The organism is Agrobacterium sp. SORGH_AS_0745, assembly GCF_030818995.1.
Taxonomy (GTDB): Bacteria; Pseudomonadota; Alphaproteobacteria; order Rhizobiales; family Rhizobiaceae; genus Agrobacterium; species Agrobacterium tumefaciens.
Genome location: NZ_JAUTBI010000004.1, coordinates 237663 through 264255, shown reverse-complemented (window position 1 = coordinate 264255; position 26593 = coordinate 237663). Strand labels below are relative to the sequence as shown.

The following is a 26593-nucleotide window of genomic DNA, read 5'->3' as shown; positions in this document are numbered from 1 at the left end:
CCGATTATGCGGTGGGACGGCACAACATCACGGCGCTGTGGCCCGAGAGCCGGCGGTCAAACCCGGCCGTCCGCGCTTTCCTCGACACTTAGTGAATTTGTCCTGACAATGGCAGCGAATGTCTGCTTCTGGGGCGACGCTGACTAGGCAGCAGTTGCCAAAAGCGGGCGTGAGGACAGATGACAACCCGTCGACAAATTCCCCAGATTTCTACAAGCGGCATTAAGCAGCCACCTTATCAAGCTCCAACAGTGCCTCCGAGGGGAGCTCTATCCTGGCAGCGGCGAGGTTTTCTTGCAGATGTCCCCGTGACGACGTGCCAGGGATCGGGAGAATGTTCGGCGATCGCTGGAGAAGCCAGGCAAGCGCAACCTGAATCGGCGTGGCGTTGAGCCGGGCGGCCACGTCAGACAGGGTAGAGGATTGCAGCGGCGAGAAGCCGCCAAGAGGAAAGAACGGCACATAGGCAACCCCTCGGGAGGCGAGTGTGTCGATTAAGGTTTCGTCCTGCCGATGCGCAAGATTGTACTGATTCTGGACGCAAGCGATGTCGGTGATCTTTCCGGCGTCCTCGATTTGCTTCGCCGTGACGTTAGACAGTCCGATATGCCGGATCAGTCCCTGTTGCTTTAAACCCGCCAGAACCTCAAGAGGCTCGTCCAGTGAGCCTTCCGCGGGGCCGTGCACGTCGAACTAGCGCGCAGGTTGACCACATCGAGCACATCCACTCCGAGATTGCGGAGGTTGTCATGAACGGCCCGTGTCAGCTCCGCGCGCGAGAACGCCGGATACCACGAAGCGTCCGCGCCCCTGCCTGCGCCGACCTTGGTGACGATCACAAGGTCGTTGTCATAGGGATGCAAAGCTTCGCGGATTATCTCGTTTGTAACATGCGGGCCATAGAAATCGCTGGTGTCGATGTGGTTGACGCCGCTTTCCACCGCCTCGCGCAGGACGGCTATGGCCTCCGGACGATCGCTCGGAGGCCCGAAAACGCCCTTGCCTGCAAGCTGCATCGCGCCATAGCCCAGCCGGCGCACCGTATGATCGCCAAGCGTGAAGGTTCCTGAAGTTGCAAAAGTGCTCATGGTCCATCTCCTTGTGTTCCTGCAAAATAGACAGGTGGCATATACGCTACAAGAAGCTATAATCCGGACAGGTTGTCCGTGAGGACGGACAATTGTTTTTTGTGTTTGGAGAGCAGGGTGTCGGATTTACCGGATCTGAATGCGTTTTTACTGGTGGCTAGATCCAAAGGTTTTCGGCAGGCCGCGCGCGAAAGTGGAGTCAGCTCCTCGGCGTTGAGCGATGCGGTGAAGCGTCTCGAAGAAGACCTTGGGGTACGACTATTCAATCGCACAACCCGCAGCGTGCTCCTGACGGATGCAGGACGTCTCTTGCTAGAGCGCACCGGACCCGCATTCGCAGAGGTGGCATCGGCACTCGACGAGGTGAAAAGCAGCCGCGGCCGCACCTCGGGGGATCTCAGACTCAATGTTCCGATGAGTGCTGCAAGGCTGGTCCTGCCTCCGATCGTGCCGCCGTTCCTAAAGGCCTATCCGGAAATAAGGCTGGAAATCGTGACCGATGAGAATTTCGTCGACATCATAAAGAGCGGCTGCGACGCAGGCATCCGTTATGACGAACGGCTCGAGCAGGATATGGTGGCTTTGCCGATCGGACCGCGCCAGCAGCGCTACGCCCTTGCCGCATCGCCGGGTTACCTTGCAAGAAGAGGCAAACCGCAACATCCACAAGACCTGCTTTCGCATGATTGTATTTTAGGCCGGTTTTCGGGGCGCGCGCTTCCCTCCTGGGAATTCGAACGCGATGGGGAAGAAATCGCCATAAATCCTAAAGGTAACCTCATTGTTCAGTTCGGCGGCGGCACCGATCTTGGTATCGACGCAGCCATTGCCGGTTCTGGCATTATTTATATTTTTGAGGACTGGCTAAGGCCACACTTCGATAGAGGAGATCTGGTACCGGTGATGGAAGAATGGTGGCTGCGGTTTTCCGGCCCGTTCCTCTATTATTCCGGACGGCGGCTTGTGCCCGCGCCTTTGCGCGCATTTATCGATTTCGTGAGACAATCGCACAAAGATGCAGCGAAATCCTTGCAGCCCGGCCCGTGAATTCAAAGTCCTTAGCTCTGTTTCTTGCCGCCGGCATTGGTCGATCCATCGTGCATATCGCGATAACACGCATCATGCATCGGACTAGAGCGACTATTCAGACATGGGCACGTCTTGCAGTAATCCAGTCCGTTAATCAGATATCGGATGCAACAGATGCGGCGGAGACGCTTTGGCTTGCCCTCGTATTGACGGTAGAGGATGGGTCTGAAAATCGGATTACGTGAGCCATCTGCCATGTGAGGCGATTCAAGCAGTTCCAGCGCATCGGCCACGCCCGCATCGGGGCAATGATTTTCCATGGCGTAACTGCGCGCGATGGCTTCGAACATGTTGCCCGCGTTTGACCAAAGGACATTGCGAGACAGTCCGCTCACATCCGAAACAGTTCGGATAACTCCCTCGATATTGCCACTGAACAAAAAGTCGAAACGGTCTTGTGCTGATTTCGCTTGAACCGGGCGACCAAAACCAGACAGGCCAAGCGAGACGATCTCCCCTTCTTCGCTGATGTCAATGCTCAAGTCTGCCGGTGTAAGAGGCATGCGCCAATCCAGCAGCATCGCGGCTGTAGCAATCGGTCCCATTACCTTGGCGAAGTACCGCTTCGACCACTCGCCAGCAACGGCGGCAAGGGGCGCGCTCGGCCCATGTCGGCGACCGTAATTGCCGAGTATCACTAAGAGATTATCGTGCTCCAGCAATTCAATGAAGGTCAGGTCGGTACGCCGCCTGCGACGGAAGAAATCTCTCCACTGCGAGTGCGCCGGTTGCCGCAGCAATTCGCCAAGAACCTCTGACCTTCGCATACGCTCCCGCCCGCCTAGACGAACCGGGAGACGATCTGGCGAGCCAGATGCTGCAACGAGGCCGTGGAACCGAACGGCCAGGAGGGTGTGCCAGTCAAACGGACATTTCCTTGCGCAACGACAGGCAGCATAGGCCAGAGCGAAGCGTGGAGAAGATCAGCCGGAACGGACTCGCCAAGGATGAACAAGGTGCTGTCGCTATCGATAGACGCAAGTCCTTCCAGATCGATTGTCGTAAAGCCGAAGGATTGCGCCGGCATTTCAATGCCATCGGCAAAACCGATTTTCCTGAGAAGGCTCGAAATTGCGGCGTTGGGTGCAAAGACCCGTAACCGCGGAACGCCAGGTAATGGTTGCGCGACAACCAGCTTGCGGCCTGCCTGCCAGGCATCGCGCAATTTCAGGTTTTCGATATCATCATCGAAACGTGCGAGGAGCCTTTCGACATCATCCGATCGGGAAAGTGCTGCGCCCGTCTGACGGGCGCTCTGATAGACGCTTACCAACATGTCACCGTCGTTTTCCTGATCGTCGATCAGGTGAACCGGAGCGATCTTACCGAGCGCACGGGCGATGGACGCGTGCCGGTAGCGAGACGTCAAGATGAGGTCAGGTTGCAATTTGCGGATCGCTTCCAGGCTTGGCTGCTGTCGTCGTCCAACGTCAACGGCGTCCGAAAGGCCTTCATTTGCGACATTGACCCATGTTCTGTAGCCGGAGATTTCCGTGCACCCAACGGGCGATATTCCAAGGCAAAGGGCAATCTCGGTGGCAGTCCAATCGAGCGTGACCAGGCGTGAAGATCCTGAGGCGGCGAGTGCCACTGGCGCAGCCATTAAAGCCACCGCGCCGCTCAAGAACGATCGTCTGCGAATACCAGCTACCACTTCACGCTCACTGTTCCGACAACGGTCAAACCCTGCCCGTAATAGCACTGCGTGGGGGTGTTGCAACCGGCGACGTAGGTCTTGTCGCCGAGATTGTACCCGTTAAGCTGGAACGAGTAGCGATCATGTTCGTAACGGGCAAATGCATCCACCAGCGTATAACCAGGAACGAAGAAGGAGTTCGCCGTATCCCCGGCAGTCTTGCCGATGCGACGGACACCTGCACCAAGCGTCAATTTGCCGTTCCAGCTATCTGGCATCGGCAGATCATAGCTCACGAACAGCGATTGCTGCTGCTTTGGAACGGTATACGGCATCTTCCCGATCTGGGCTGGCGTCTGGCTCTCGGTTACCACAGGATCCTGCCAACTCGCCGCCGCAGTAAGGTTGAGGCTGTCCCAAAGCGTGGCGTTGGCCTCCAGTTCGATCCCACGAACGCGCACTTCATCAGTCTGGTAATAAACGCTTGCAACACGATTGACGACATTCTGTTGCGTTGCCTCGAACCCGGACAGGGTCAGGCTGAAATCGTCCCCCTGTGGCGCGAATTTCACACCGACTTCCTTCAACTCGCCTTTGGTTGGCTTCAGCGGCGTTGGCGTCAATGTCAGCACCGGGGAGAAGGACGTTGAATATAGCGCGTAGGGTACAAGGCCGTTATCGAAGACATAAGCGGCACCAACCCTGCCCGTGAAAGCTGAATCGTCCTGCCGGTATCGGGTGGTAAGACCGCTGGCAAGAGCGGTGCTGTCGGAGTCGTTACTGACATAGTCTTGGCGACCGCCAACGGTCAGACGAAGGCCGCCGAGTTCCATTTGATCCTGCAGATAAAAACCAACCTGACGCTGTGTCTGATCAAGGTGTGTCGTCAGTGCTGCCGGCTGTACGCTAATGCCGTAACCCGGGTTGAACAGGTCGAGAGTGGGGCCACTGCGTGATCCTGTCCTGTTGACGAGGTTTTGCCACTGCACATCGATACCGCCGAGAAGCGTATGGCTGATTGGCCCACTGTCGAACCTGTACTCAAGATTGGTGTCCAACGCCACGGCGTTGAGCGTTGGCTGCGCATTGTAGACGAGGCGTGAAAGCGTGCGCTGGTTAGCGGAAAGACCATTGCCGAAAAGGTTTTGATAATTGACGTCCAGGTACGAGTACCGGAAATTCTGGCGCAGAACGAGATCGTCGTTAAATGCGTGTTCCAGCCGATATCCGATATAGGCCGTTTCCTTGTCGTAGATCGCCAGCGAGGGATCTCCGTCCGAAAAGCTGCGCGGTATCGTTAAACCGAGACGATTGGGATAGATGCTCCCGACGGCAGGAATAAGCGAGGGCACCTGGCCAGCGTCATCCTTCATGTAAGCGCCATATATCGTGAGACTGGTATCTTCATCCGGCGACCACCTGACCGTCGGGCTTATGGCGAAACGGTCGTTTTTTCCGAAATCGTTCATTGTTTCGCTGTCGCGGATAATGCCTTCCAAGCGATAGGTGAGATCGGAATCCGCACCGAGAGGGCCGGTTACGTCAAACCCCGCTTCCTTCTGTTTGTAACTTCCGAAACGGGTGTAGACTTCTCCGCCAGCTGTCTCTGATGGATCCTTGCTGATCATGTTGACAACGCCGCCGACATTCGTTTGGCCGAAAAGCGCGGAACTTGGTCCGCGCAGCACTTCTACCCGATTAAGGAAGTAAGGCTCCACGCGAAAGCCAGCATAGCCGCCTGTCTGGTTTGCAATCTGTGGCACGCGCAAGCCGTCGAGATAAAGATCGGCGCCAAAGCCGCGAATGCTGAAGTAATCGGAACGGGGATCGTTGCCGTAGCGTTGGCCGTTGACATTCGCGCTATAGAGCAAGCTGTCCGCCACCGTCTGTACGGCTCGATCGGTCATGGCGCCGCGGGTCACGACGGAGACAGATTGCGGTGTCTCGGCTATCGCCGTCGTGATCTTGGTGGCTGAAGCCGACTGCGTTGCTACGTAGCCACGTTGTTCGACACGGGCCCCTTTTGTCGCCGCTGTCCCCTGGACAACGATCGGCTGAAGCACGGTGGAAGCATTTGTCTCTTGTGCCTCAGCCGTATCCTTCTGGAGGACGAGCGCGCTCAACGCAACGCCCGACACGAAAAACAGGAGCCGCTGTCTGGTGACGTGGCAGGTTGATGTGCGAAGGCGAAGGACGGTGTTCTGCATTCGAGGACCTGTGATAGGAATACTGCGCGAAGGGTACCCCGGACTGTCCGCAGTGTTTGCCAAATCCCGCACGCTTGGCCGCTTAACTAGACTTTTTTTATCAGCATTGTCAGGTCAAAATCGAGCTTTTGCGGGCCATTTAGTGGCCTTATCTGGCTAAATCGTAGTTTTCTGTTTTGTCGGGCCAATCTTTCCTTTTGAAATATGGACGCTGCGCGATTATGGCTCTCTGCGTTGGATGCGGTCGTGAGACTGCTATGAGAAATCCCATCGCCTGGAACCATGATGAAACAGCCGCAAAGGGCAGCCGACCTTCAAAATGTGCCGCGGCCCGTCGCTGCCATGGCACGGACCTACGAGCAAAGCGTCGATTTTGGCTGGCACAGCCATCGCCGAGGCCAATTGTTACAGATCATCGACGGATTCATGACCGCCCGTACCCCCGACACCTCATTTATCATCCCCTGTGGTTACGGTTTGCTGATTACCCCGGAGATACCACACGCCGTTCATTCACACGGGCGGGTCTCCATGCAGTCGGTCTACATCGAACCGGATCCAGGCGTCGCCATGCCATGGGAGCCGACGCGTGTCATCTCAACCTCCACACTCCTTTCGGCAACGGTTGGGGCGTTTTTGAACGAACCGACCCTTTATGACGAAAATGGCCGCGGCGGACATCTCGCGGCACTGATGCTCGAGGAGATCGCAAATGCGCAGGAAGGCCCGTTTGCGCTTCCAATGCCAAGTGACAAGCGATTGCAACGGCTGTGTCGGGATCTTTCTGAAACACCGTCGCTCGATCTCGATATAGATCGCTGGGCAGACAATCTCGGCATGAGCAGGCGCACCATGACCCGGAAATTCCGAATTCAGACCGGCATGAGTTTCGCCGAATGGCGGCGTCGCTTGCGCATGGCGCATGTCATGCGCCGCCAGGCCGAGGGAGCGCGCCTGGAGGAGGCAGCGGCGGACGTCGGTTATCGCAGCTTGTCCTCTCTTCGCAAGGCCATGCGTGAGGTGGCAGGATGAACAGGCCGCCGAGCAAACAGAGGACGCAGGCCATCGCGGCTCAGGCGTTTGGTCTCAGCGTCGTCTATGATCAGGCTCAAGCGCTCCGAAAGGTCGATGCCGTTGCGCTTGAAGGCCGGATTACCGTCATATGCGGCGCGAACGGCTCCGGTAAAAGCACGCTTCTCAAATGCCTCGCCGGACTCGAATACCCGACGGAAGGCGAAATCCGCTTGTCCGGGCAGCCGCTCAACGCGTTGTCGCGACGCACCGTCGCCCGCCAGGTTGCCGTCCTAAGCCAGACACCAGAGGTTCCCATCGGCCTGAGCGTCGAAGAACTCGTTGAACAAGGCCGTTATCCTCACCGTCCCTGGCTTGGTCGACTGTCGACACGGGACCGCAGGATTATCGAAAGCGCCATTTTTCGCGTCGGCCTTCAAAATTTGCGTGCGAGGCAACTCACGACCCTGTCCGGCGGTGAAAGGCAGCGAGCTTGGTTGGCGATGGCTCTGGCGCAGGAGCCGCGCATCCTTTTTCTTGATGAGCCCACGAGCTTTCTCGACATCAGACACCAGGCCGAATTGCTGACCCTCCTGCGCAAACTCAACGCAGAGGAAGGTCTTACGATCATCGCGGTGCTTCATGACCTCAATCAAGTCATGGATATCTCCAATGACGTCGTCCTGATGCAAAAGGGTCAGGTTCTTGCGGCTGGGCCGACGCATCAGGTGCTGCGGACTGACCTGTTGCAGCAAGCCTTTGAGTGCCACGTCGATCTCGTGCCACATCCAGATGGAAGCGGGCGAACCTACTGCATGGTCGACTGGATCGGCGCCGGCAACCGGCAAAGCCGTCAGGCCTTGGCTCAACTATGAATTTGTCTTGCCTCCCCTTTCGTCGATTTGCTCCAGCCCTTGTCTGGTCCGTCGGCGTGGTCCTTCTGCTGGTCCTGGCAGCGCTGGAATTGAGAGTGGGAAGCAGGCTGGTCGGCTGGAGGGATGTGTTTCTTTTTCCGACAGGCCCTGAGACGCTCGCGCAGGCAATTTTGGAAACAACTCGGGCGCCCCGTCTGGTCGCAGCGATATCAACTGGCGCCGCGCTTGCGCTAGCAGGTTCGGTTCTTCAGACCGTCTTGAGGAACCCTTTGGCGGCTCCGGATATACTGTCTGTAACCAGTGGCGCGCAGCTTTTCCTCGTCGTATCGACCTTGCTGCTTCCCTTGTCTCTGCCGCCCATCGTAGTGACGAGCGCCGGCGGCCTTGCTGGCGCGGCCGCGTGCCTTGCACTGGCCGGCGGCTTTCAAGCCCCGCCGGGCCGGCTGGCTCTTTCAGGTGTCGCCGTGTCGCTTTGTTTTTCCGCGGTGTCATCGGCAATCGTGCTTATTGCTGACGAACGGGCGTCCGGTCTGTTACTCTGGTCGTCCGGCATTCTGGACCAGACCGGATGGTCCAGAACCGCAACAGCAACCCCGTTGGTGCTCCTGTCCTTCGTGGCGCTCATCGTGATGGCGCGCGCCCTCGACTTGCTGGGACTGGGCGACAAGGGTTCGGCTAGTCTGGGGGTAACACGGGCCGTCACGCTTTTCGGTCTGCTCATCGGCGTTCTTCTTTGCGGCTGCGCCGTAACCCTTGCAGGGCCCATCGGCTTCGTCGGCCTTGCAGTCCCGAACGTATTGCGCGCATTGGGTATAAGCCGGCATCACCGCCACCTGCCGCTTTCAGCGGTTTGGGGAGCAAACAGCCTCCTCCTTGCAGATGTCGCCACGCAATCTTTGGCGCGCAATGGCACGACCATACCTACAGGCGTTGCGATTGCCTGCCTCGGTGCACCGGTCATGCTATTCCTGCTGCGCAGGGCAAAGATCGGGGGGGAGCGCCGCATAGGTTTGCCCATAGGCATCGCGCCCCCACCTTTCCTCCTCGCCGTTGGAGCCCTTGTCGCTTTGGGCCTGTTGACGATGGCGGCAAGTCTCGCGACAGGCGACGGAATATCATTGACACTTGCCGAGGTGACAGGAAACCTCGACCTGCGCGCGCCTCGCCTTCTTGTCGCACTCGGCTGTGGCGCGTTGCTCGCTGCTGCTGGCACGGTCCTTCAGGCGGTGACGCGCAACCCGCTCTGCGGGCCAGAGACGCTGGGCCTTACACAGGGAGCAGCGTTGTTTAGCCTCGTCGCACTCCTGCTGGGACTTTCACCAGCAACGCCAACTTTCCAGGCCGTCGCTCTGTTGGGGGCCATCACCGTGCTTTTGCTGCTCCGGTTGCTGGCGCCGAAGAATTCTCCGGAAAAATTGGTTCTGGCTGGTGTCGCAATCGCCGCAAGCCTGGGCGCGGCCGCAACAATCATTGTCGTGGAGGCGCGCTTGCAAACGGCTCAGGCACTTTCTTGGCTCGTCGGCTCGACGCACGCCCGCGGCTACGCCGACGCCTCCATGCTGATGCCGTGGGTTTTTGCATTGTCGGCTATAGGCCTGTTGTTCAGTCGCCATCTCGACGCCGTTTTGCTTGGGGATGAAAAGGCCCGCTCACTGGGCCTGGCGACGGGAACCGCGAGCAAATACGCGATGGTCTATGCCGCCTGTGCGGTGGCGATCGCCGTTTCTTCCATCGGGGCCGTCAGTTTCGTTGCCTTGCTCGCACCGCACGCGGCTCGACTTCTTACCGGAGCACGCCACGCAAAAAATCTCCCTATCGCAATGATGCTGGGCGCAGTGATGCTGGCTTTTGCCGACACCGTCGGTCGCAGCATTATCGCGCCGCTCGAACTTCCGGCAGGCATCATCACCGCTATTATCGGCGCACCCGCCTTCATGATCCTGCTGCGTTCCGGATTGAGGTCACGGTTGTCTTGATCGCACCGAAGTAGCGCAGAACTCCGATACGATTGTTTGCAGGTGTTCGCTCTTATGAGACCAACGGATCACGTAGCGTCGTGCCAACCGGCCCAGCGACAATGCTGATCATTTCTTCGGCAAGGGATGGGCGCGATCGATGTCTTCACGCTTTGAAAAATGAGATGAGCTCACGCGCCAGTTCAACAGGGGCCTCTTCTGCCATGTGATGTCCGCTCTCTATTCCCCGGCCCGAAACGGGAAGGCTCGACCAGGGCTGCCATACCGCCGGCACATCTCCATACAACATTTCCAGATCGTCCTGCAGTGACCACAGGACATGAAGCGGGCATGTCAGTCTTTTTCCGGAATTTCGATCATCAAGATCGTGGAGATGGTCTATGTGAACACCCGCGCGATAGTCACCCAGCATTCCCCGGACAGTCGCGGGGTCTTCAACAGCCGAGCGGAAGTCCGCGAAGTTTCCCTTTCCCATGGAAGCCTCGCTGCCGCCATACCAGGCCAAGGGATCAGAAAGAATGGCCCGCTCGGGTTTGTCGTGTTGAGCAAAGAAGAACCAATGCCACCAATGCGTGGCAAAGCTAACATTGCATCGCTCCAGCGCTTCCAGGATCGGAACCCCATCAAGGATTGCGAGCTTCTCAACCCTTTCAGGGTGGTCCATCGCAGTACGAAATGCGGTGTAACTGCCGCGGTCGTGGCCCGCCAGAAAGAACCGGTTGAAGCCGAGATGTTCCATGAGAGCGACACAGTCACGAGCTTTGGCCCGCTTTGACGATGCTTCATGATCATACGGGTTAGCCGGCTTGCCAGACTTCCCGAAACCTCGCAGATCGGGGCAAACAACCGTGAACTTCTCGGCCAGGATGGGGGCCACCTTGTACCAGGTTGTGTGTGTTCTCGGATGTCCGTGCAGCAGAAGAAGCGGTGGACCACTTCCGCCATGGCGAACCCGGAGCGTTGTTTCCGGAACCGTGATCATTTCCAGCTTGAAATTTTCAAACATCGCGCTTCCCCTGAAATCGTTGAGTGAACGGTCTCTGCGACGACCGGTTCCGCCTCAGCCTGCCGTTAGACCCTGCGCTTCGGCATTGCCTTAGAACTCGGCTTTGGTAGCGATCAGGGTGTGATGGCGGAGGGCAATGGGAGAGGAGGTGCCGCCTGGTCCCGCTTTTGCTCAATCGAAACGGTCGCCGTCCTTCCCGCGACCAGCCGAACCGTCGCCGGAGCCTCATCGATCTCGATCCGCACCGGGATTCGCTGGGCAAGTCGAACCCATGAGAATGTCGGCGTCACGCTTGCCAGCGAACCCGCACTATCGCTTCGTTCCCGATCCTCGATCCCCGCAGCAATTCCCGCGACATGCCCAGTGACCGATTGGGCTTCACCCATGATATTGATCGTAACTGGATCACCGATATGGATTCTCGGTAGCTTTGTCTCTTCAAAATACCCTGCAAGATAGATGGATTCTTTTTCCACCAGGACGCCCACCGCAGTTCCAGCCAGGACATAGTTACCCCGGCGCAGGGAAAAGTTCGTAATTGCCCCGGACGCCGGCGCTCTCACGATTGTCCGCTCAAGGTTCAGCTTTGCCAGATCCCGCGCGACCAGTGCAGATCGATAGGCGGCCTCTGCCTGATACATCCGGCTTTCCGCTTGCTGTCGCTCCTTCAGGCTGGCTGCTTCCTTTGAGGCAAGCAATTGATACCGCTCGAAATCGGTTTTCGCCATCTCCGCAGCCGCCCTGCTACCCGTTACCTTCGCTTCTGCCTCGCGCAGCGCGAGGCAGAAGCGATCCGTTTCAATGCGAAACAGCGGCGTTCCTTTTTCCACCTGCGCATTGTCTGATATCAGAACCTCGGCGACAGGCCCGGAAACATCTGGTGCCAATCGGATGATATCAGCGCGGACATGGGCGTCACGGGTCCATGGCGCCTCCATGTAGAAAGACCACAAGTGCCAGCCCAGAATCGCAGCACATGCCGTCATCGACAGGGTTAGAAGCACTTGACCCGTGGTGAGCGTCAGATTTTTCATGTCATTGAAACCAGTTGATAGCGGCAGAAAATCCGCCGACAAGGGTAATGTACAGCGCAAGGTTAAACAGTGAGCGGTGCCAAACCATACGGTAGAATGCGATCTTGCCGAGAAGCGATGTGAGAAGGCGCAAGGCTGCATACGCAAACAATGCGTGCGCCGCGAGCGAGGGCAGAAAGACGCCATAGAGTTCGACCTGCTCCGTCACGCGGGCTTCCTCCCCGCCCCGGCTGTTGGGTAAACGGGAGCGTAAGCGTCCGGAGCAATGCAGAGGCGAAGTGCAACGGCGCGCATCAGAAGCTCGGTATCCATCGCGGTGGCGGCCGCGGGGGAAAGGATCATACCATCCAGCGCCTGCACCGCCTTTTCCACGGAGCCCTCACCTTTAGCGGCACGGGCACCGTACAGGGCTGCGACCGCCTGAAAGGCCGGTTTGGCGGCGAGCCGGATACCGTTCGAAGCCTTGGGCACAAGCTCCTGCATTGCAAGCAGATGCAGCCCTGCCCGGACCTCCCTCAAGAGGTCGCAGTCGCCAATTTCCAAGACCGCTGGTCGTTTTGCCATTCGTAAGGCTAACAGGCCGGCAACGTCGATCATGCGATGGTGGGTGACCAGGACGTCGGATTGCTTGCCAACCGCGATGCTTACGACATGTTTCCGGATAACAGAAAAAAGCCTTCTGTCATTTGTCTCGCTTCGCACGGATCGAAGGAGGCTGCAAACCGTGATCGTCCAGACCATTGCGAGTATGGTCGCCGCTGCGGCATTGACGAAGCTGATGAAGTCTGTCGCTGGATAGGCCTGAAGGGTAAGAAGCAGCGGAAAATTTATGCAAAGACCCATGCCGACGAGGGCAAGCGAAGGCACTGCGAGACATAGGCCCGCCGGTATCAGAAATAGTCCCAAAACAGCGGCGAGCGACGCAAAACCGTCGACTGCCGGAAGGATCTCAAAGCCGTAGATGAATGCCGCAATCGCCGCACCGATCGTCACATTGACAAACTTGCGCATGGCAGGGACCGGATCATCCATGGTGGCGAGGAGGCAACAAAGGACGCCCGATATCTGGGCGAAGGTAACCCCGTCGGACCAGCCCGTTGCGATCCAGAAGAAGAGGGAGGTGACAAGGCATGCTGCAACCGTCAGCGATGACAGCAAAGCCATTCCGATATCCCGATGCGGTGCAGGCATTCTGTCAGACGCGCCAGCCGCTCTACGTCCGCCCTCATCTTCAATGGATTTTCGAAGAGTGAGGCACTCGTCAGAGAGCCGAACAACATCCCGCAGATCTCGGGCAAATTTGACGAGAAGAAGTTTTTCCCATGTCGGAGGCGAGGTGGAGAAGGCGAGCGCATCGATCGTGGAGGAGGAGCCTCTCGGTCTCGAATCCATCTCGGCAATTATCGTCAATGCCTTTTCCCGGCCAGCCGGGTCAAACCTGCCCAGTGATCGTCGCAAATCCTCCAGTTCGCTCAGTAGCGGCAGAAAGGAAAGCATCCGGTGCTGCAGCGACCATACCAGTGCCACTCTGCTTTGGTATCTGGATCCGTCATATTGAAGATGAACCGCGAACGACCGCAGATCGGCAGCCTCTGCCGCCAGGGCGTGGCGTTCCATCCGGCTTTGGTTTCCGTCCTTTTTTCCGGTTGCTGTGGCTTCGAAAAGCTCCTGCGCCCTGGCCATCCATCCATCGATCCGGTTGAGAAGGGTCGTCCCCACGTGAACCGGAAAAACAACGTGACTGACAATCGACGCGCAGATGATTGCGAGGCCGATCTCCTCGGTGCGGGAAACGACAATATCGAAGGTGTTTACCGGAGCGTTGACGAGCGGCAGTCCTGCAAGAAGCACGGTATAGCCCGCCAACAGGCAAATATAACTACGCGGTGTGCGATCAAGGAGACTGACGAAGGTACACCCGGAGACCCACAGGATGATCGCGCCGGAAAGAAGTATAGGTTCGTTCACAAGATTCGGGACCATGAGGATCGTTGCACCACCGCCGATGATTGTGCCCAGCAGCCGATATGCCGATTTTGACGAGATCGCGCCGGACAGGGGATGAGCGACGATGTAGACGGTTGCAACTGCCCAGGACGGCCGGTTGAGATCGAAGCAGATGGCTGCAAGATATGCCGCCATGGCCGCAAGGAATGTTTTCAGCGAAAAGATGACGTTCCCGCTGGTGACAACTGGCCGGGAACTCACACCTCATCCCCCGGCAGTGTGGCCTTGCGCTCGATGCCTTTTTCATCGGTGGTAACATTGTCTGCGAGGCCGTAGGTCGCTGGCGACACATAGAAAAAGAATGGTGCAGCGAGGCAGGCGTGCAAATAGGCTTCGGCAGGGTCATCGCGCACAACAGTCGACATAGCCGGAGGCTGGCGGGCAAGCAACGCTCGGGCTTTCGAAAAAAGAATGCCTGTAATCCTTTTCAGAACAGCGGCACGATCCGGCCTTGTCCCCATCAGGGATGGGGGCAGGATGCAGAGCCTGCGAGGTCCTTTCGAGGACAGACGAATTTCGGTCCGGACGATATCCGACCACCAGCGGTCGTTGTGTTTTTGAAGTGCCATGATCACCCTCCAGCTTCTTGCGAGATGACCCTATCGACAAACCGATCGGACGAATTTAGATATTCCCTCTAATGATCACTAAATACCCCCAGCCACAACTATCCCTGTCCGGTGCCCTCGCCGACCATGATGTCGAAAGCTCTTCATCGCGCGTCCGCGCTGTGAGGATCGACGTGTCTCAGAATGAACGCGAGGCTCCCGAACACCAGCACCGTAAGGGCCAGCTTGTCATGCCGCTGCTGGGAGGCGTGACTTGTCGCGTCCCAAGCGGCATGTGGATGGTTCCGCCTCATTGTGGCGTCTGGGTTCCAGGGGGCATGCTTCACAGCAATGTGGCCACCGCCAACGCACGTTTGTTCTTCCTGTTCATCGAGCCGGGGGCTGCCGATCTGCCGAACCGGTGCTGCACGCTTTCCCTGTCTCCGCTCGTCAGGGAACTGATCATCGAGATGGCCGACCAATCGGCTGCCGCGACTGCAGACTTAGAGCTCATGGAAACGCTGCTTCTGTCGGCATTGTCGCGGATGCCGGTCGAGCATCTTCACCTCCCGCTGACGGACGAGCCCCGGCTTGCACGCATCGCATCCGAGCTGGCAGACGATCCATCCAATCGCAGTACGATGGCGCAATGGGCAAAACGAGTGGCGATGAGTGAGAATTCGCTCGCCCGTCTCGTTCAAAGCGAAACGGGCCTTACCTTCGGCCGCTGGCGACAACAATTGCAGGTGATTGTCGCAATCCGAAGCCTTGCAGCGGGGGCAACGGTGCAGCAGGTTTCGGGGGATCTTGGATATCAATCCGTCTCTGCATTCATAACCATGTTCAAGAAAGCGCTTGGCACATCGCCTGCCCGATATCTGGGAAACTTCGACCGCTGAACGTTAGGAGGTACAGCGACACCTGAAAGGAAATCGGCCGGCTGGCGGAGCTTCCTCCCAATGGACACTCTCCTACCGCAATGGTTTTTACGACCCGCCTCCCACGTGCCGCCATGCGCGCATTTCTCGATTACATGAGAAGCTATAACGGTCAAACGAAGGGCGCGCTAGAACGCCTCGACATTGTCGATCAGCTGATAGACCAGCGACTGGACCGCTGCGCTTCTTACCCACGCCACATGCGGCGTGAGGATGAAGTTCGGCAAATCAAGCAGACGCATGAGTGGATGATAGTATGCGGCAGTTCGGTGATGACAACGTCGAAGCCAGGCCCGCACAATCGCCACATTATCGGCGCTGGTTTTTCGAATGACGACCTCTCCAGACGATCACCGCAAAAGTTGCTGGGCCAACACCTGCGTTCGGGACATTTTGCATTTTTTCAATATCCACCCGCTCAATAACCTCCGGTGAGAAAAATCGTTTCGCCCGTCATGAAACTACATGCCTCCGACGCCAGAAAGACAGCTGCCCCCACCATCTCTTCCGGTCGCCCGGCCCGCCCCATCCAGTTCAGTGCGCTTACATATTCATTCCAGCCCTCCGGGTCCTCGACGCGGCGATGAGCGTTGCGGTCCGTATCGATGAGGCCGGGAGCGAGAGTATTGAGCAACACGTTGTCGCGGGCATAATCTCTAGCCTGACTTTGAATTAAATTGTGCTGTGCGGCCTTTGTCGCCGCATAGGCGGTAACGACGCTTTTGGGCCTTAGCTGATTGACTGATCCTATGGAGACGATCCTGCCCCATTTCCGAGCCGACATTCGCGGCAGTGCCGTCTGCAGCATGTCGACCGTCGAGCCCAGATTGACCGCCAGTTGAAACGCCAGATCACCTGGCGTCAGCGCCGATAGAGTGGCATTGATCTGGGCACTGGCGTTGATAACAAGGATGTCGAGTGGTGCGATCGCCTCTGCTCGCTCGATAAGATCCCGACCAGCCCCGACTTCGGAGAGATCGCCTGCCAGATGATCCGCCGCTCCCCCTTGCCTAACAATCCGCTCATGTACAGCCGCTGTGGCGCCCGGCTTGACGCCATGCAGGATGACATGGGCACCTGCCCCAGCCAACCCTTCGGCAATCGCCGCTCCTATCCCACGGCTTGAACCGGTAACGAGCGCCACGCGGCCCTTCAGGCCAAAGATGTTTTCAAGGTTCATCCTTTATCCTTCGAACAATGAGACGTGCGCACCGGAAACTCCCGGGCGGCAGGAAAACAGACCACCTGACAGAGGCGCGTCGGCGAGTGTCGAGGCCGGCAGGCGAGTGCGGGCGCTGGTGATGAACAGCGTCGACAGATCCGGGCCACCAAAGGCGATGCTGGTGGGACGGGGCACCGGCATCTCAATTACCTGGTCGAGCTTCCCGTTTGGAAGATAACGGCGCACGGACCAGCCATCCCAGATCGCACACCAGACCCCTCCTTCCGCGTCCACCGCAAGACCGTCCGGCCTGCCGTCAGCGACGGGAATGCGTGCGAATTCGCGGCATCCCGACAGCGTTCCGGTCGCGGGATCGCAATCATAGGCGTGGATGAGGCCAGGTACCGTGTCAACAAAGTAGAAGGTTTTCCCATCCGCGCTCCAGCCGAGGCCGTTGGAGACGATGATGCCGCCTTCCTTGCGTTCGAATGCGCCATCGGTGCTGATACGATAAAGCGCACCCGTGGGCTTGGAGGCGTCAATCCTCATCGATCCCACCCATATCGCGCCGTCAGGCCCGCATTTGGCATCATTCAAGCGGTTGTCGACGATGCCAGCCTCCGGGCTGACGAAGGGTGTGAGGCGACCTGATGCAAAATCCAGCCATTCGATCCCATCCTGAGACGCCACCAGCAGACGCCCACCGCGAACCGGAATGACCGCGCTGACCAACTTCCCAGTCTCGCAGGTTTCGTTCCGGCCACTCGCTGGATCAAACCGGTGGACAGCGGGATGTAGAATATCGACCCAGTAGAGCGTATTTTCGCCATCGTGCCACACTGGACTCTCGCCAAGCTGTGCGCCCCATGGCAAGACGCAACTCAGCTCGGCACTCGGACGGCCGGTGACAGACCGGGGTCTGGGCCTGGAACTAATGGCGACAGCCCCAGCCGCACCCGTGATACGGCGGGCGGCAGCAATCAATTCGCGCCCGGCTGGATGGATATTGGAGGAACTGAGCCGCGATGATGGGCCAAGCGCAACAAGCACGCCGATCGGCGTATTGTCGCGACCCATGACAGGCGCGGCTGCCGAATTTACACCTGGCAAGTGCTCCTCATACGAAATCGAATAACCACGTGCCCGGGTCAACGTCAGGTCGGCCTGGAGCGCATCGAGCGTGGTGATGCTTTTCGGGGTCTGCACATCCAGCGTCAGACGGTCCAAGAGGGCGCGGCCGACGGCGGGGTCCTGAAAGGCGAGCAGTGCCTTGCCGGGTGCCGTGCAATGCAGGGGGACGCGGCGCCCTACCTCGACGCGCACAGAAAGGCCATTCGGCGAACGTTCGGCCAGATATTGCGTCATCGTGCCGTCAAGCCGGCACAGCGCAACCGTTTCCCCCAGTTCGGCCGCCAGCCGCTCGAGTTCCGGGGTCGCCGCCGAGACAAGATCGAAACTCTCCCAGACCCTATGGGACATTTCCAGAAAACGCTGGCCCAGAACATAAGTGCCACGGGCCGCATCCTGACGGACGAGACCATAGGCGATAAGGGTGCGCAGGATGCGTGCAAAGGTCGGCTTCGGCAAGCCGGAGGCGCGCAACAACTCGGCAAAACGTAGCGGTTCCGGCGCGTCGGCAACCATATCGAGCAGGGTCAGCCCCTTGGCCAGCGCCGCCGTGCCGCCCGGGGTATCGGGCTTCATCGCCTCTGCTCCTTCGCGCGTCGCTCCAGCCTTGCCGCCGCCGCTTCGTCCAGCATCCGGTCCATCGTCCATTCTGCTTCAAACCCCAAAGTGTTTCTGATCCGCTCGTTGGACGTATGGTAATAAACGCCGTCGCCGGGAAAATCGACTGTCACGATGGGAAGGCCGGTCAGCGCCGCAATCTTCGGCAGAAGCTCGGCGAAATCGGCCGGTTCATCGGAACCGAGATTGAAGGTGCCACCCGCCGCCTCGGGGTGATCGAGAGCGAGCAGAATTCCTGCCACCATGTCGCGCGTATCGGTAACGTGCATACGGAATGGACGGCCGTTTTTGTTGCGCGACAGAATGTGCGACGGCTCACCGATATCTCGGGACTGGAGCAATTCGGCGATAGCAACGTTTCCGAAATTCTGCTGCTGGCGAATGCGTGGCCGTAAGAAAAACCGGGGACCGGAAAAGAAACTCTCTTCGTCCAGCAGTTCCGCCGCATCCTGCGTATGCGAAAACCGCAGGATCACCGTTTCCATGGTGCCGCTTCGCTGGTGAAAGCGCACCAGCTCTTCGCCCAAAAGCTTGGTCAGGCCATAGGGCGAGTTGGGGCAAAGCGGATGATCCTCGGTGACCGGCAGGAATTCCGGTCGGTTTTCCGGATAGACCTCGCCTGAGGAAGCGAACACGAAACGCCGCAGGCCAGCCGCTGAAGCGGCATCCAGAAGCCGGCGCGTACCCTCGACATTGACAGCGAACATACGATCGCGATCCGCCGGAGCCCAGGACATGAAGGCTCCCAGATGCAGGACGGCGCTCACGCCCTTCATAGCTTCGGACAGTGCCTGCGCATCCTCCAGCGACCCGACGACTTCCTCGCCGCCGGTTCCCGATGGCCTGAGATCAAAACCGCGAACGGTGCGGCCCTGTGCGCGCAAGGCGGCGACAGCGGCACGACCGACACGGCCCGCCGATCCGGTGACGAGGATCATAGCCGTTCTCCGGTCTTTGCATCGAAGAGATAAAGCTTGGCCGGATCGAACCCGAGCCGGAGTGCCTCGTTGCCAGGAAGATTGCCGGTATGCGAGACGCGCGCGATCAGACCCTTGGACTTGCCCTCCTCGCCATCGGCCACCCTTGCGCCTTCCGCGTCGAAATAGACGTATTTTTCCGATCCGAGGCTTTCCACCAGCGTCGGGTGAACATCGAAGGTGACCGGCGCATCGCCGAGAACGAGATGTTCCGGCCGCAGACCGACGATCACGCTGCCTTGGCGATCAGCCGCGCCCGGCACGGAAACATGTTGCCCAAACAGGGTAACAGTGCCGTCACGCAGTTGCGCATTGAGGAAGTTCATGCCCGGCGAGCCGATGAAACCGGCAACGAAAAGATTGGCCGGGTTGTTGAACAGTTCGTCTGGTGCGGCAATCTGCTGGATGATGCCGCCCTGCATGATCACTACCCGGTCCGCCATGGTCATGGCTTCGACCTGGTCATGCGTCACGTAGACGGTTGTGACCCCGATGCGTTTGTGCAAAGCGCCGATTTCGGCACGCATATGGACACGCAGCTTGGCATCGAGGTTGGACAGCGGCTCGTCCATGAGGAAGGCTTGCGGCTGGCGCACGATCGCTCGTCCCAGAGCCACGCGCTGCCGCTGACCGCCTGACAGGTCCTTGGGCTTGCGATCCAGATAGGGCGTCACTTCCAGAATGCGCGCCGCATCGTCGACCCGGCGGTCAATCTCATGCCTGTCCGTGCCGCGCATCTTCAGCCCGAAGCCGATGTTCTGGCGAACCGTCAGATGCGGATAGAGCGCATAATTCTGAAACACCATGGCTATATCGCGGTCCCCGGGCGCCAGATCCGTGACTTCATTGTCGCCGATGAAGATCTGCCCTTCGCTTGCCGGTTCGAGACCAGCAAGGATTTTCAACATCGTCGACTTGCCGCAACCGGAAGGTCCGACCAGCACCACGAACTCGCCGTTCTCGATCTCAAGCGAAAAGGGCCTGAGCACGTTGAGCGCGCCATAGGACTTGCTGACGTTGCGAATGGAAATATTGGCCATGCTTATTTCTCCGCGCCAGCGGTCAAACCGCCGACCAAATAACGTTCAAGGAACAGATAGATTGCGATGATCGGCAGCGCGATGAACACCGATGCGGCGGAGATGTCGTTCCAATAGGTGACATATTCGCCCTGCATCGTGGTGATGCCGAGATTGGCGGTCCAGTTGTCCGGCGAGTTGACCAGAAAGGTGCGCGCATAGGCGTAATCGGCCCAGCTGAGCACAAAGGCGTAAAGCGCGGTGGCGGCAAGCCCCGGTGTTGCGATGGGAAGCACGACACGCACCATGGCGCCGATCGGCGAGCAGCCATCGACCATGGCAGCCTGTTCCAGTTCCTTGGGGATCGTGTCGAAATAACCCTTCAGCATCCAGGTTGCGAAGGGAATGATCATGGTCGAATGTGCAAGCACAAGCGTCCATAGACTGCCGATCAAACCGAAGCTCGAAAAGATCGAAAACAGCGGGATGACGAGTAGCGTGGCGGGCAACATCTTGGCTGTGAGAACGAACATTCCCATGGTAGCGCCACCCCGCATCGAATAGCGGGACAGGGCGTAACCGGCGCTGACCGAAACCAGCATCGACAGCGCAACCGAGCCGACAGCCGCAAGCATCGAATTCCACAGCCATAGAAGGATCGGCTTTGCCGCCCAGACACGGGCAAAAATGTCCCATTGCGGATCGTCCGGCCAGAAAGTGGGTGGCAGGCGGTAGAGTTCGTCGGTGGTGGAAAGGGCGGTAACCAGCAGCCAGTAGACCGGGAACAGGATCATCACAAGCGTAAAGATCACCGTCGCGTAGAGGGCAAGGCTCTGTGCAAAGCTACGTTTCATCAAAGCCTCCTCAGTAGATTGATTTCGAGCGCCGGCCGAGCATCAGCAGGCTGGCAATGATGCAGATCACCAGCGTCAGCACGCCGACGGCGGCAGCGCGACCGAAGTTGTGATACTGGAAGGCCTGGTCGTAGGTCATGATCGACAGCGTCTGGGTTGAACGCAGCGGGCCGCCGCCGGTCAGAACCTTGATGATGGAAAAGTCGCGGAATACCCACAACAGTGTCAGCACGAGCGTGACCCCGAGAACCGGCATCAGCAACGGCATGGTGATCCAGCGGAAACGCTGCCAGACACTGGCGCCATCCACCTTGGCAGCGGCGTAATAATCGGTGGGAATAGACTGCAGACCGGCCAGACACATGATCGACACGAAAGGAAAGCCCTTCCACACCATGGTGATGGCAACGGCCCAGAAGGCGGCCGTGGAACTGCTGACCCAGGGGATCATCTGGTCGGTGAAACCGAGCTTGATCGCCAGCCAACCCAACAGGCCGAAGGACGTGTCGAACATCCACGCAAAGATGACGACCGCGATGATTTCCGGCACCGCCCAGGGCAGCGCCATTCCCAGCCGCGCGACGGTGCGGCCCTTGAAGCGATTATTGGCGAGAAGCGCCGTGCTGAGGCCGACTGCGACGCTGCCGGCGGTTACGACGATAACCAGCTTCAGCGTCACCCAGCAGGCCAGCCAGAATTCCGGCGAGGAGAACAACCATGTATAATTGCTCAGCGAAAACGGCCGGCTGGCACCGCCAAGCCTTGGTATCTTGACCTGCTGGAACGACAGGTCGATGGCCAAAACGAGCGGCCAGACGATGATGGCGGCAACCATCAGGACTGCGGGCGCGATCAGAATATAGCCGAGGAGATGTTGCCGGCTGGGGCGCGCAAGATCGAAGAACTTGCGACGCCCAGCCCGAACGGGTTCGGTCATGGATGGTCCTCCTGCCGGATGCGGATGATGGCCATGGCCCTTTCCGGGCCATGGCAAGACAACGGGATCAACCCTTGATGGCTTCGGCCTTTGCCTGCATGGTTTTCGCCACCGCCGCCGGATCGAGATCCTGAATGATCATTCCGCTGGCTTTCTTCCATCACCATCTTGCTGAACTCGTTGTAGAAGAGCTCAAGTCCGGTCGGAATGCGGTCGATCCCCGCCTCGGACGCGGCCTTCATCGTCTCGATCAGCACCGGAAAATGCGGGATGGTCTTTTCAACACCCGAGACGTCGGCCTTCGGGCTTGGCGGGGTGTTGCCGCCAAGGGTGGCATAGCTGCGCTGGAATTCCGGTGACATCGTCAACTTGATGAAATCCCAGACCAATGCCTTCTGGTCGTCGGGAATATCGGCCGGCATGGCGAGTACATTGGACGAACCGCCAAGCGGCGGATGAAGCGGCGGTGCGGCGTAAATGATGTCAGTCTTGGCCGAACCTTTTTCGGTGGTGCCGTAAAGCCAGGGGCCGTCCAGCCGCATGGCCATCTTGCCATCGGCAAACAGCTTGCGCACGTCGCTGGCGCTCATGTCGACCGGGCTGATCCCGCTCTTCATCACGGTTTTCCAGCGTGAAAGACCCTCCACCATCTGCGGCGTATCGATGGTGATATTGCCGTCCTTGTCGGTCCAGTAGGCGCCAGCGTCGAGGATGTAGTTCAGCATCTCCGTCAGATATTGACCCGGACCGCCTTTCGTTTCATGGCCTGTGCCGAACTGGTCGATAATGCCGTCGCCGTTCAGATCCTTTGTCGTCGCTTTTGCCGCGGCCAGAAACTCGTCATAGGTCTTCGGAACCGTGACGCCCGCTTCTTCGAGAAGCTTCTTGTTGTAGGCCATGACGAAACCGAAATAGTTGGTCATGATGCAGACGGTTTCGCCATTCCATTCGCATTTCTGCTGGCCGGCCCAGCCCGTCATGTCGATGCCGTCCTTCTTCAGCCACGGGTCGAGCGGCTCCAACCATCCACTATCGGCGAACATCTGAAACTCGAAGGATGCCAGATGCACGATCTGCGGCGGCTGGTTGGCCGCAAAAAGCGTCGTCATCGTGTCGGCATAGGAGCTGCGTTCCGCCTTGGTGAATTCGATTTTCACGCCCGGATGCTGTTTTTCGAAGGCGGCAATGGCCGAATGCCACCATTCGCCGGTGCCGGCATCGTCCGTCTGCCAGGAAATGAATTTCAGAACGGTATCGGCCTTGGCCGGGGCAAGGCTGCCCATTGTCATCAAAACGGCGGTCGCGGTGCCGAGCGCCAATCGGCTTATTGTTTTGTTCATGGCTTCCTCCTCCAAAAAACCAGTTCAGATACGTTTAATCAGACCGAGTGCCGCCTCCGACGGCCTTACCCCAAGTCCGGGTCCGGACGGCAGGTGATACCCGCCCTCCCGGCAATCCATGTCGCCTTCCAGCAGGTGACGGTTCGGCTCGAAGATCGAATGCTGGAATTCGTGACCTTTGAGCGTTGGCAATGTCGACGACGCCTGCAGGCTGGCGGCAAGAAATATGCCGGCGCCAACGGTGGCGTGCGGGATGACATCGATGCCGTGCTCGGAAGCAAGAGCACCGATACGGATGAAATTGGTGATACCCTTATGGCCCATTTCCGGCTGCACGATCGCAATGCGGCAGCGCTCGACGCGGGCGCGCATATCCCAATGGGTGCGCCATTCCTCACCAACTGCAATCGGCACTTCGGTATTCTTCGAAACCTTCTCCAGACCGGCAATGTCCTCCGTCCAGACCGGAGCCTCTGCGAACCAAGGGTCGAAGGGCTGCATTTCGGCAATCAGTTCCAGCGCCCGTTCCGGCGTTTGGTTCCAGTGCATGTCGGCGGCAATCTTTGCATCGGGTCCAAGCACCTTCCGGAGATTCGCCATTTCGGCCGCCGGGCCATCGTCTGCCACCGGCGTTGCGAACTTGAAGGCGTTGAAACCGCGGTCCTGCCAGTATTTCGCCAATTCCCCGCGGGCCTTGAGCGTCTTTTCAGGCAGGCCTGAAACATAGGCTGGAAACGTATCCACGCCGCCGCCGAGCAGGTCGCGAACGGACTTGCCGGCTTCCTGTCCGGCAATATCCCATAGCGCAATATCGAGCGCGGCGAGCGCATCCACGTAGAAGCCGCCGGTATAACCGCGCACCCGCATCATGTCGTAAAGGTCGTCATAGATCGCCGAAGGGTCCGAAGCATCGCGGCCGATCACGAAACCGGCGAGAAGATCGTTGATGAGAGCGGCGACCGCGCCGGGGGCGACGATACCGTAGGTCTCACCCCAGCCCACGACGCCGGCCTCGGTCGTCATGCGCACCAGGACGCTGCGGTCGAAGGTCGGGTAAACCGTCCGATTTCCCTTGCGCACGATATAGCCGTTGGGATTGACCACCTCACCTTCACGCAAGGCGCCGAGATAAGGCACTTTGCGCGGCTGGGTCAGGGTGAAGACTTCGACGCTTGCGATGGGGCTGTTCATGCGGCCTCCACGGCAACGAGGCCGAGTTCAACCAGATTGGCGTCGATATCGGCAATGGCCGCCGCATCAAGCTCGGGTGTCGGCGCACGCACACCGACGCCTTCGATCACGCCGCGACGGGCCAGCACATATTTGGTCAGCCGCATGCGATAGACCGCCTGCAGCACCAGAAGAGGCAGGGTGCGGACATAAATCCGACGAGCCTCCTCCTGCCGCCCGGCAACAAGCGCCCGATCGATGGCAACATGTTCCTCGGCGATCTCCAGCGCCGGCATTGCGGCCGTAGCACCTCGGGCATATTCGTCGAGAATGTAACGCGCGCCGCCCCCGCCGATGACGCCCTTCAGTGTCGAAGGCGCATGGGCGACGATGTGGCTGATGGCTGGGCCGGCAGGAAGCGTCTCTTCCTTGACATAGGTCACCTGCGGCAACGCCCGCACGATCTCCACGATCGCCTGCGGCGAAAGGTCGGAGCCGCGCGGCGCAGGGGCATTCTGCAGAATGATTTCAACTTCGGGCAGCGCCTCGACGATCCTGCCGAGGAATTCGATCAGCGCCGGCGCATCCGTGCCAACCGACTTGGGCACCTGCACCATCAGGTGGCGGATGCCAAGCGCCGATGCCGCCCGCCCGTGCTCAACCACATCACGCCAGTCTGCCGCACTTGCCCCGGCCACGACCGGCACCCGTCCGGCCACCACATCCACGACAATTTTCAGCAACGCCGCACGCTCGGCGGCGTTCAAAGTCTCCACCTCGCTGGCGAAACCGGGAAACACGACACCATCGACGCCCTTGTCGAGCGCAAAGACCACCAGTCGCTTCATACCCGCTTCGTCAATGCCGCCATCAGCCAGAAACGGCGTAGGCAGAACAGGCAAAATCCCCTTAAGGCCAGCCACCATCTTTCTCCTCCCGATTAAGTATCATATTTTGATACCTTGAATTCACTAATTGACACTATATAGACTTGCGACCTATGACAAGCCCCAAGATGAAATGAACGAGGAGGTTCAAGACATGGCAGCAGCGGCGACATCGATCATCGTTGATTGGGGAACGACATCATTGAGGGCAGCGCTCGTTGATGAAGGCGGCGAAGAACTCGATCATCTTGAAACCGCCGACGGTATTTCGAGCCTTGGTAGGGGTGAGCACGAGGCGGCGCTGATGGATGCACTCGCACCCTGGTTCTCAAGCCATGGGGCCTTGCCCGTCGCCGCACTCGGCATGATCACCAGCCGCAACGGCTGGGTCGAGGTCGCTTATGTGCCGTGCCCGGCCGGCCCGGCGGAACTTGCCGCCGGCACGGTGCGCAGTTCGCTGCCGAACGGGTCCGATCTCGTGTTCCTGCCCGGTCTGACCGATCCCGCCCGCCAGCCCTTCCCGGACGTGATGCGTGGTGAAGAAACCCAAATCGTCGGCCATGGCCTTGGCGAAGATGCCACCCTCATCATCCCTGGAACACACAGCAAATGGGCGCGGGTGACGGCGGGAAGGATCGATGGCTTCCAGACATTCGTCACCGGTGAAATCTTCAACCTGCTTATCAATCACTCCTTCATCGCGCGCGGTTCCACGCAGCCGCCGGTCGATGATCAGGAGGCCTATCGCTGGGGTCTGACAGAGGCAAAACGATCCGCCGCCATGCTGTCGCTGCTGTTTTCGGCGCGAACCGGCGGGCTTGCGGGCCGGCTTTCGCCGGATCAGTTGCGATCCTATGTGCGGGGACTGGTCATCGGGCAGGAGTTTCGGCAAGCCCGCGAGGCCGGATGGTATGCGGAAGGAGACGAGGCAGCTATCGTCGGCAATGACGGGCTGAACGATCTCTATCTGGTTGCGGCCGATGTGTTCGGGCTCAAGACATCCATGGGTGCGGATGACGCCCTCACAAAAGGCGCTCTGACTGTCCTGCGGCAAGCGCTTTTATAACCCTTGCCGATCGCCGGTTG

General features: G+C 58.9%; 22 protein-coding genes and 2 pseudogenes. 6 read left to right on the top strand and 18 right to left on the bottom strand.

Features of this window, described 5'->3' with window-relative positions:
• Nucleotides 1-222: 222 nt before the first annotated feature.
• Nucleotides 223-1088: pseudogene (locus QE432_RS24895) on the bottom strand (aldo/keto reductase family oxidoreductase).
• A gap of 117 nt (nucleotides 1089-1205) precedes the next feature.
• Between QE432_RS24895 and QE432_RS24890 the strand changes: the two are divergent.
• Nucleotides 1206-2135, top strand: coding sequence for a LysR family transcriptional regulator (locus QE432_RS24890; protein ID WP_113049120.1), 930 nt, complete (start codon nucleotides 1206-1208; stop codon nucleotides 2133-2135).
• A gap of 11 nt (nucleotides 2136-2146) precedes the next feature.
• On the opposite strand, the gene fhuF is transcribed toward QE432_RS24890, so the two are convergent.
• Genes fhuF through QE432_RS24875 form a run of 3 tightly spaced genes read right to left on the bottom strand, consistent with a single transcriptional unit; the run spans nucleotide 2147 to nucleotide 6020 of the window.
• Entirely contained in the window at nucleotides 2147-2944 is a 798-nt protein-coding gene (gene fhuF, locus QE432_RS24885; RefSeq protein WP_306627305.1) for a siderophore-iron reductase FhuF, read from the bottom strand.
• A gap of 14 nt (nucleotides 2945-2958) precedes the next feature.
• A complete protein-coding gene (locus QE432_RS24880; RefSeq protein ID WP_113049122.1) occupies nucleotides 2959-3780 on the bottom strand; it encodes an iron-siderophore ABC transporter substrate-binding protein in 822 nt (273 codons plus the stop codon).
• Between the two features lie 44 nt (nucleotides 3781-3824).
• Entirely contained in the window at nucleotides 3825-6020 is a 2196-nt protein-coding gene (locus tag QE432_RS24875; protein ID WP_306627303.1) for a TonB-dependent siderophore receptor, read from the bottom strand.
• Between the two features lie 285 nt (nucleotides 6021-6305).
• Here QE432_RS24875 and QE432_RS24870 point away from each other — a divergent pair, with 285 nt between their 5' ends.
• From QE432_RS24870 to QE432_RS24860, 3 genes are read left to right on the top strand one after another with little or no spacing between them, the layout of a single operon-like run.
• On the top strand, nucleotides 6306-7052 hold the full coding sequence (locus QE432_RS24870; protein WP_034502199.1) for an AraC family transcriptional regulator: 747 nt from the start codon (nucleotides 6306-6308) through the stop codon (nucleotides 7050-7052).
• On the top strand, nucleotides 7049-7906 hold the full coding sequence (locus tag QE432_RS24865; protein ID WP_174047965.1) for an ABC transporter ATP-binding protein: 858 nt from the start codon (nucleotides 7049-7051) through the stop codon (nucleotides 7904-7906). The genes QE432_RS24870 and QE432_RS24865 overlap by 4 nt, the downstream gene beginning before the upstream one ends.
• Entirely contained in the window at nucleotides 7903-9882 is a 1980-nt protein-coding gene (locus QE432_RS24860; RefSeq protein ID WP_306627300.1) for an iron ABC transporter permease, read from the top strand. Before QE432_RS24865 ends, QE432_RS24860 begins: the two co-directional genes overlap by 4 nt.
• Before the next feature lie 145 nt (nucleotides 9883-10027).
• Here the strand turns inward: QE432_RS24860 and QE432_RS24855 are convergent, their stop codons facing one another.
• From QE432_RS24855 to QE432_RS24835, 5 genes are all read right to left on the bottom strand, one after another.
• On the bottom strand, nucleotides 10028-10888 hold the full coding sequence (locus QE432_RS24855; protein ID WP_080802885.1) for an alpha/beta fold hydrolase: 861 nt from the start codon (nucleotides 10886-10888) through the stop codon (nucleotides 10028-10030).
• A gap of 113 nt (nucleotides 10889-11001) precedes the next feature.
• Complete coding sequence (locus QE432_RS24850; protein WP_019565788.1) at nucleotides 11002-11922, bottom strand: efflux RND transporter periplasmic adaptor subunit; 921 nt, start codon at nucleotides 11920-11922, stop codon at nucleotides 11002-11004.
• A 1-nt stretch (nucleotide 11923) separates the two neighbouring features.
• The gene (locus QE432_RS24845) at nucleotides 11924-12130 is read right to left on the bottom strand and encodes a DUF1656 domain-containing protein (RefSeq protein WP_019565787.1); all 207 of its coding nucleotides are present in this window, start codon (nucleotides 12128-12130) and stop codon (nucleotides 11924-11926) included.
• A complete protein-coding gene (locus tag QE432_RS24840) occupies nucleotides 12127-14130 on the bottom strand; it encodes an FUSC family protein (RefSeq protein ID WP_306627296.1) in 2004 nt (667 codons plus the stop codon). The genes QE432_RS24845 and QE432_RS24840 overlap by 4 nt, the downstream gene beginning before the upstream one ends.
• Nucleotides 14127-14498 carry a hypothetical protein gene (locus tag QE432_RS24835; RefSeq protein ID WP_080802878.1) on the bottom strand — a complete coding sequence of 124 codons (372 nt, stop codon included), beginning with the start codon at nucleotides 14496-14498 and terminating at the stop codon, nucleotides 14127-14129. The genes QE432_RS24840 and QE432_RS24835 overlap by 4 nt, the downstream gene beginning before the upstream one ends.
• A gap of 71 nt (nucleotides 14499-14569) precedes the next feature.
• Between QE432_RS24835 and QE432_RS24830 the strand changes: the two genes are divergently transcribed.
• A complete protein-coding gene (locus QE432_RS24830; protein ID WP_162729766.1) occupies nucleotides 14570-15376 on the top strand; it encodes an AraC family transcriptional regulator in 807 nt (268 codons plus the stop codon).
• 457 nt (nucleotides 15377-15833) lie between these two features.
• Here QE432_RS24830 and QE432_RS24825 read toward each other — a convergent pair whose 3' ends face one another.
• The 9 genes and pseudogenes from QE432_RS24825 to QE432_RS24785 form a co-directional block, all read right to left on the bottom strand.
• Nucleotides 15834-16595: an SDR family NAD(P)-dependent oxidoreductase gene (locus QE432_RS24825; RefSeq protein ID WP_306627293.1), complete on the bottom strand. Its 762-nt coding sequence runs from the start codon at nucleotides 16593-16595 to the stop codon at nucleotides 15834-15836.
• Nucleotides 16596-16598: 3 nt separating this feature from the next.
• Nucleotides 16599-18281, bottom strand: coding sequence for an SMP-30/gluconolactonase/LRE family protein (locus QE432_RS24820; RefSeq protein WP_113049129.1), 1683 nt, complete (start codon nucleotides 18279-18281; stop codon nucleotides 16599-16601).
• A complete protein-coding gene (locus tag QE432_RS24815) occupies nucleotides 18278-19261 on the bottom strand; it encodes an NAD-dependent epimerase/dehydratase family protein (RefSeq protein WP_113049130.1) in 984 nt (327 codons plus the stop codon). The genes QE432_RS24820 and QE432_RS24815 overlap by 4 nt, the downstream gene beginning before the upstream one ends.
• Complete coding sequence (locus tag QE432_RS24810; RefSeq protein ID WP_013637454.1) at nucleotides 19258-20340, bottom strand: ABC transporter ATP-binding protein; 1083 nt, start codon at nucleotides 20338-20340, stop codon at nucleotides 19258-19260. The genes QE432_RS24815 and QE432_RS24810 overlap by 4 nt, the downstream gene beginning before the upstream one ends.
• A gap of 2 nt (nucleotides 20341-20342) precedes the next feature.
• Entirely contained in the window at nucleotides 20343-21173 is an 831-nt protein-coding gene (locus QE432_RS24805; protein WP_003492168.1) for a carbohydrate ABC transporter permease, read from the bottom strand.
• Between the two features lie 10 nt (nucleotides 21174-21183).
• Nucleotides 21184-22110, bottom strand: coding sequence for a carbohydrate ABC transporter permease (locus QE432_RS24800; protein WP_019565778.1), 927 nt, complete (start codon nucleotides 22108-22110; stop codon nucleotides 21184-21186).
• Between the two features lie 67 nt (nucleotides 22111-22177).
• Nucleotides 22178-23450, bottom strand: a pseudogene (locus tag QE432_RS24795) (ABC transporter substrate-binding protein).
• Between the two features lie 24 nt (nucleotides 23451-23474).
• Entirely contained in the window at nucleotides 23475-24641 is a 1167-nt protein-coding gene (locus QE432_RS24790; RefSeq protein ID WP_113049131.1) for a mandelate racemase/muconate lactonizing enzyme family protein, read from the bottom strand.
• Nucleotides 24638-25546, bottom strand: a complete 909-nt coding sequence (locus tag QE432_RS24785) for a dihydrodipicolinate synthase family protein (RefSeq protein WP_003517164.1) — start codon at nucleotides 25544-25546, stop codon at nucleotides 24638-24640. Before QE432_RS24785 ends, QE432_RS24790 begins: the two co-directional genes overlap by 4 nt.
• Before the next feature lie 115 nt (nucleotides 25547-25661).
• On the opposite strand from QE432_RS24785, the gene QE432_RS24780 reads away from it, so the two are divergent.
• Nucleotides 25662-26573, top strand: coding sequence for a 2-dehydro-3-deoxygalactonokinase (locus QE432_RS24780; RefSeq protein WP_113049132.1), 912 nt, complete (start codon nucleotides 25662-25664; stop codon nucleotides 26571-26573).
• Nucleotides 26574-26593 lie beyond the last annotated feature (20 nt).

Excerpts from the sequence above, each read along its gene's own strand:
- QE432_RS24835 (WP_080802878.1), bottom strand. The coding sequence starts at position 14,498 with ATGGCACTTCAAAAACACAACGACCGCTGGTGGTCGGATATCGTCCGG.
- QE432_RS24820 (WP_113049129.1), bottom strand. The coding sequence starts at position 18,281 with ATGAAGCCCGATACCCCGGGCGGCACGGCGGCGCTGGCCAAGGGGCTG.
- QE432_RS24780 (WP_113049132.1), top strand. The coding sequence starts at position 25,662 with ATGGCAGCAGCGGCGACATCGATCATCGTTGATTGGGGAACGACATCA.
- QE432_RS24825 (WP_306627293.1), bottom strand. The coding sequence starts at position 16,595 with ATGAACCTTGAAAACATCTTTGGCCTGAAGGGCCGCGTGGCGCTCGTT.
- QE432_RS24850 (WP_019565788.1), bottom strand. The coding sequence starts at position 11,922 with ATGAAAAATCTGACGCTCACCACGGGTCAAGTGCTTCTAACCCTGTCG.
- QE432_RS24805 (WP_003492168.1), bottom strand. The coding sequence starts at position 21,173 with ATGAAACGTAGCTTTGCACAGAGCCTTGCCCTCTACGCGACGGTGATC.
- QE432_RS24800 (WP_019565778.1), bottom strand. The coding sequence starts at position 22,110 with ATGACCGAACCCGTTCGGGCTGGGCGTCGCAAGTTCTTCGATCTTGCG.
- QE432_RS24785 (WP_003517164.1), bottom strand. The coding sequence starts at position 25,546 with ATGGTGGCTGGCCTTAAGGGGATTTTGCCTGTTCTGCCTACGCCGTTT.
- QE432_RS24870 (WP_034502199.1), top strand. The coding sequence starts at position 6,306 with ATGAAACAGCCGCAAAGGGCAGCCGACCTTCAAAATGTGCCGCGGCCC.
- QE432_RS24815 (WP_113049130.1), bottom strand. The coding sequence starts at position 19,261 with ATGATCCTCGTCACCGGATCGGCGGGCCGTGTCGGTCGTGCCGCTGTC.
- fhuF (WP_306627305.1), bottom strand. The coding sequence starts at position 2,944 with ATGCGAAGGTCAGAGGTTCTTGGCGAATTGCTGCGGCAACCGGCGCAC.
- QE432_RS24880 (WP_113049122.1), bottom strand. The coding sequence starts at position 3,780 with ATGGCTGCGCCAGTGGCACTCGCCGCCTCAGGATCTTCACGCCTGGTC.
- QE432_RS24855 (WP_080802885.1), bottom strand. The coding sequence starts at position 10,888 with ATGTTTGAAAATTTCAAGCTGGAAATGATCACGGTTCCGGAAACAACG.
- QE432_RS24865 (WP_174047965.1), top strand. The coding sequence starts at position 7,049 with ATGAACAGGCCGCCGAGCAAACAGAGGACGCAGGCCATCGCGGCTCAG.
- QE432_RS24860 (WP_306627300.1), top strand. The coding sequence starts at position 7,903 with ATGAATTTGTCTTGCCTCCCCTTTCGTCGATTTGCTCCAGCCCTTGTC.
- QE432_RS24830 (WP_162729766.1), top strand. The coding sequence starts at position 14,570 with ATGATCACTAAATACCCCCAGCCACAACTATCCCTGTCCGGTGCCCTC.
- QE432_RS24810 (WP_013637454.1), bottom strand. The coding sequence starts at position 20,340 with ATGGCCAATATTTCCATTCGCAACGTCAGCAAGTCCTATGGCGCGCTC.
- QE432_RS24875 (WP_306627303.1), bottom strand. The coding sequence starts at position 6,020 with ATGCAGAACACCGTCCTTCGCCTTCGCACATCAACCTGCCACGTCACC.
- QE432_RS24790 (WP_113049131.1), bottom strand. The coding sequence starts at position 24,641 with ATGAACAGCCCCATCGCAAGCGTCGAAGTCTTCACCCTGACCCAGCCG.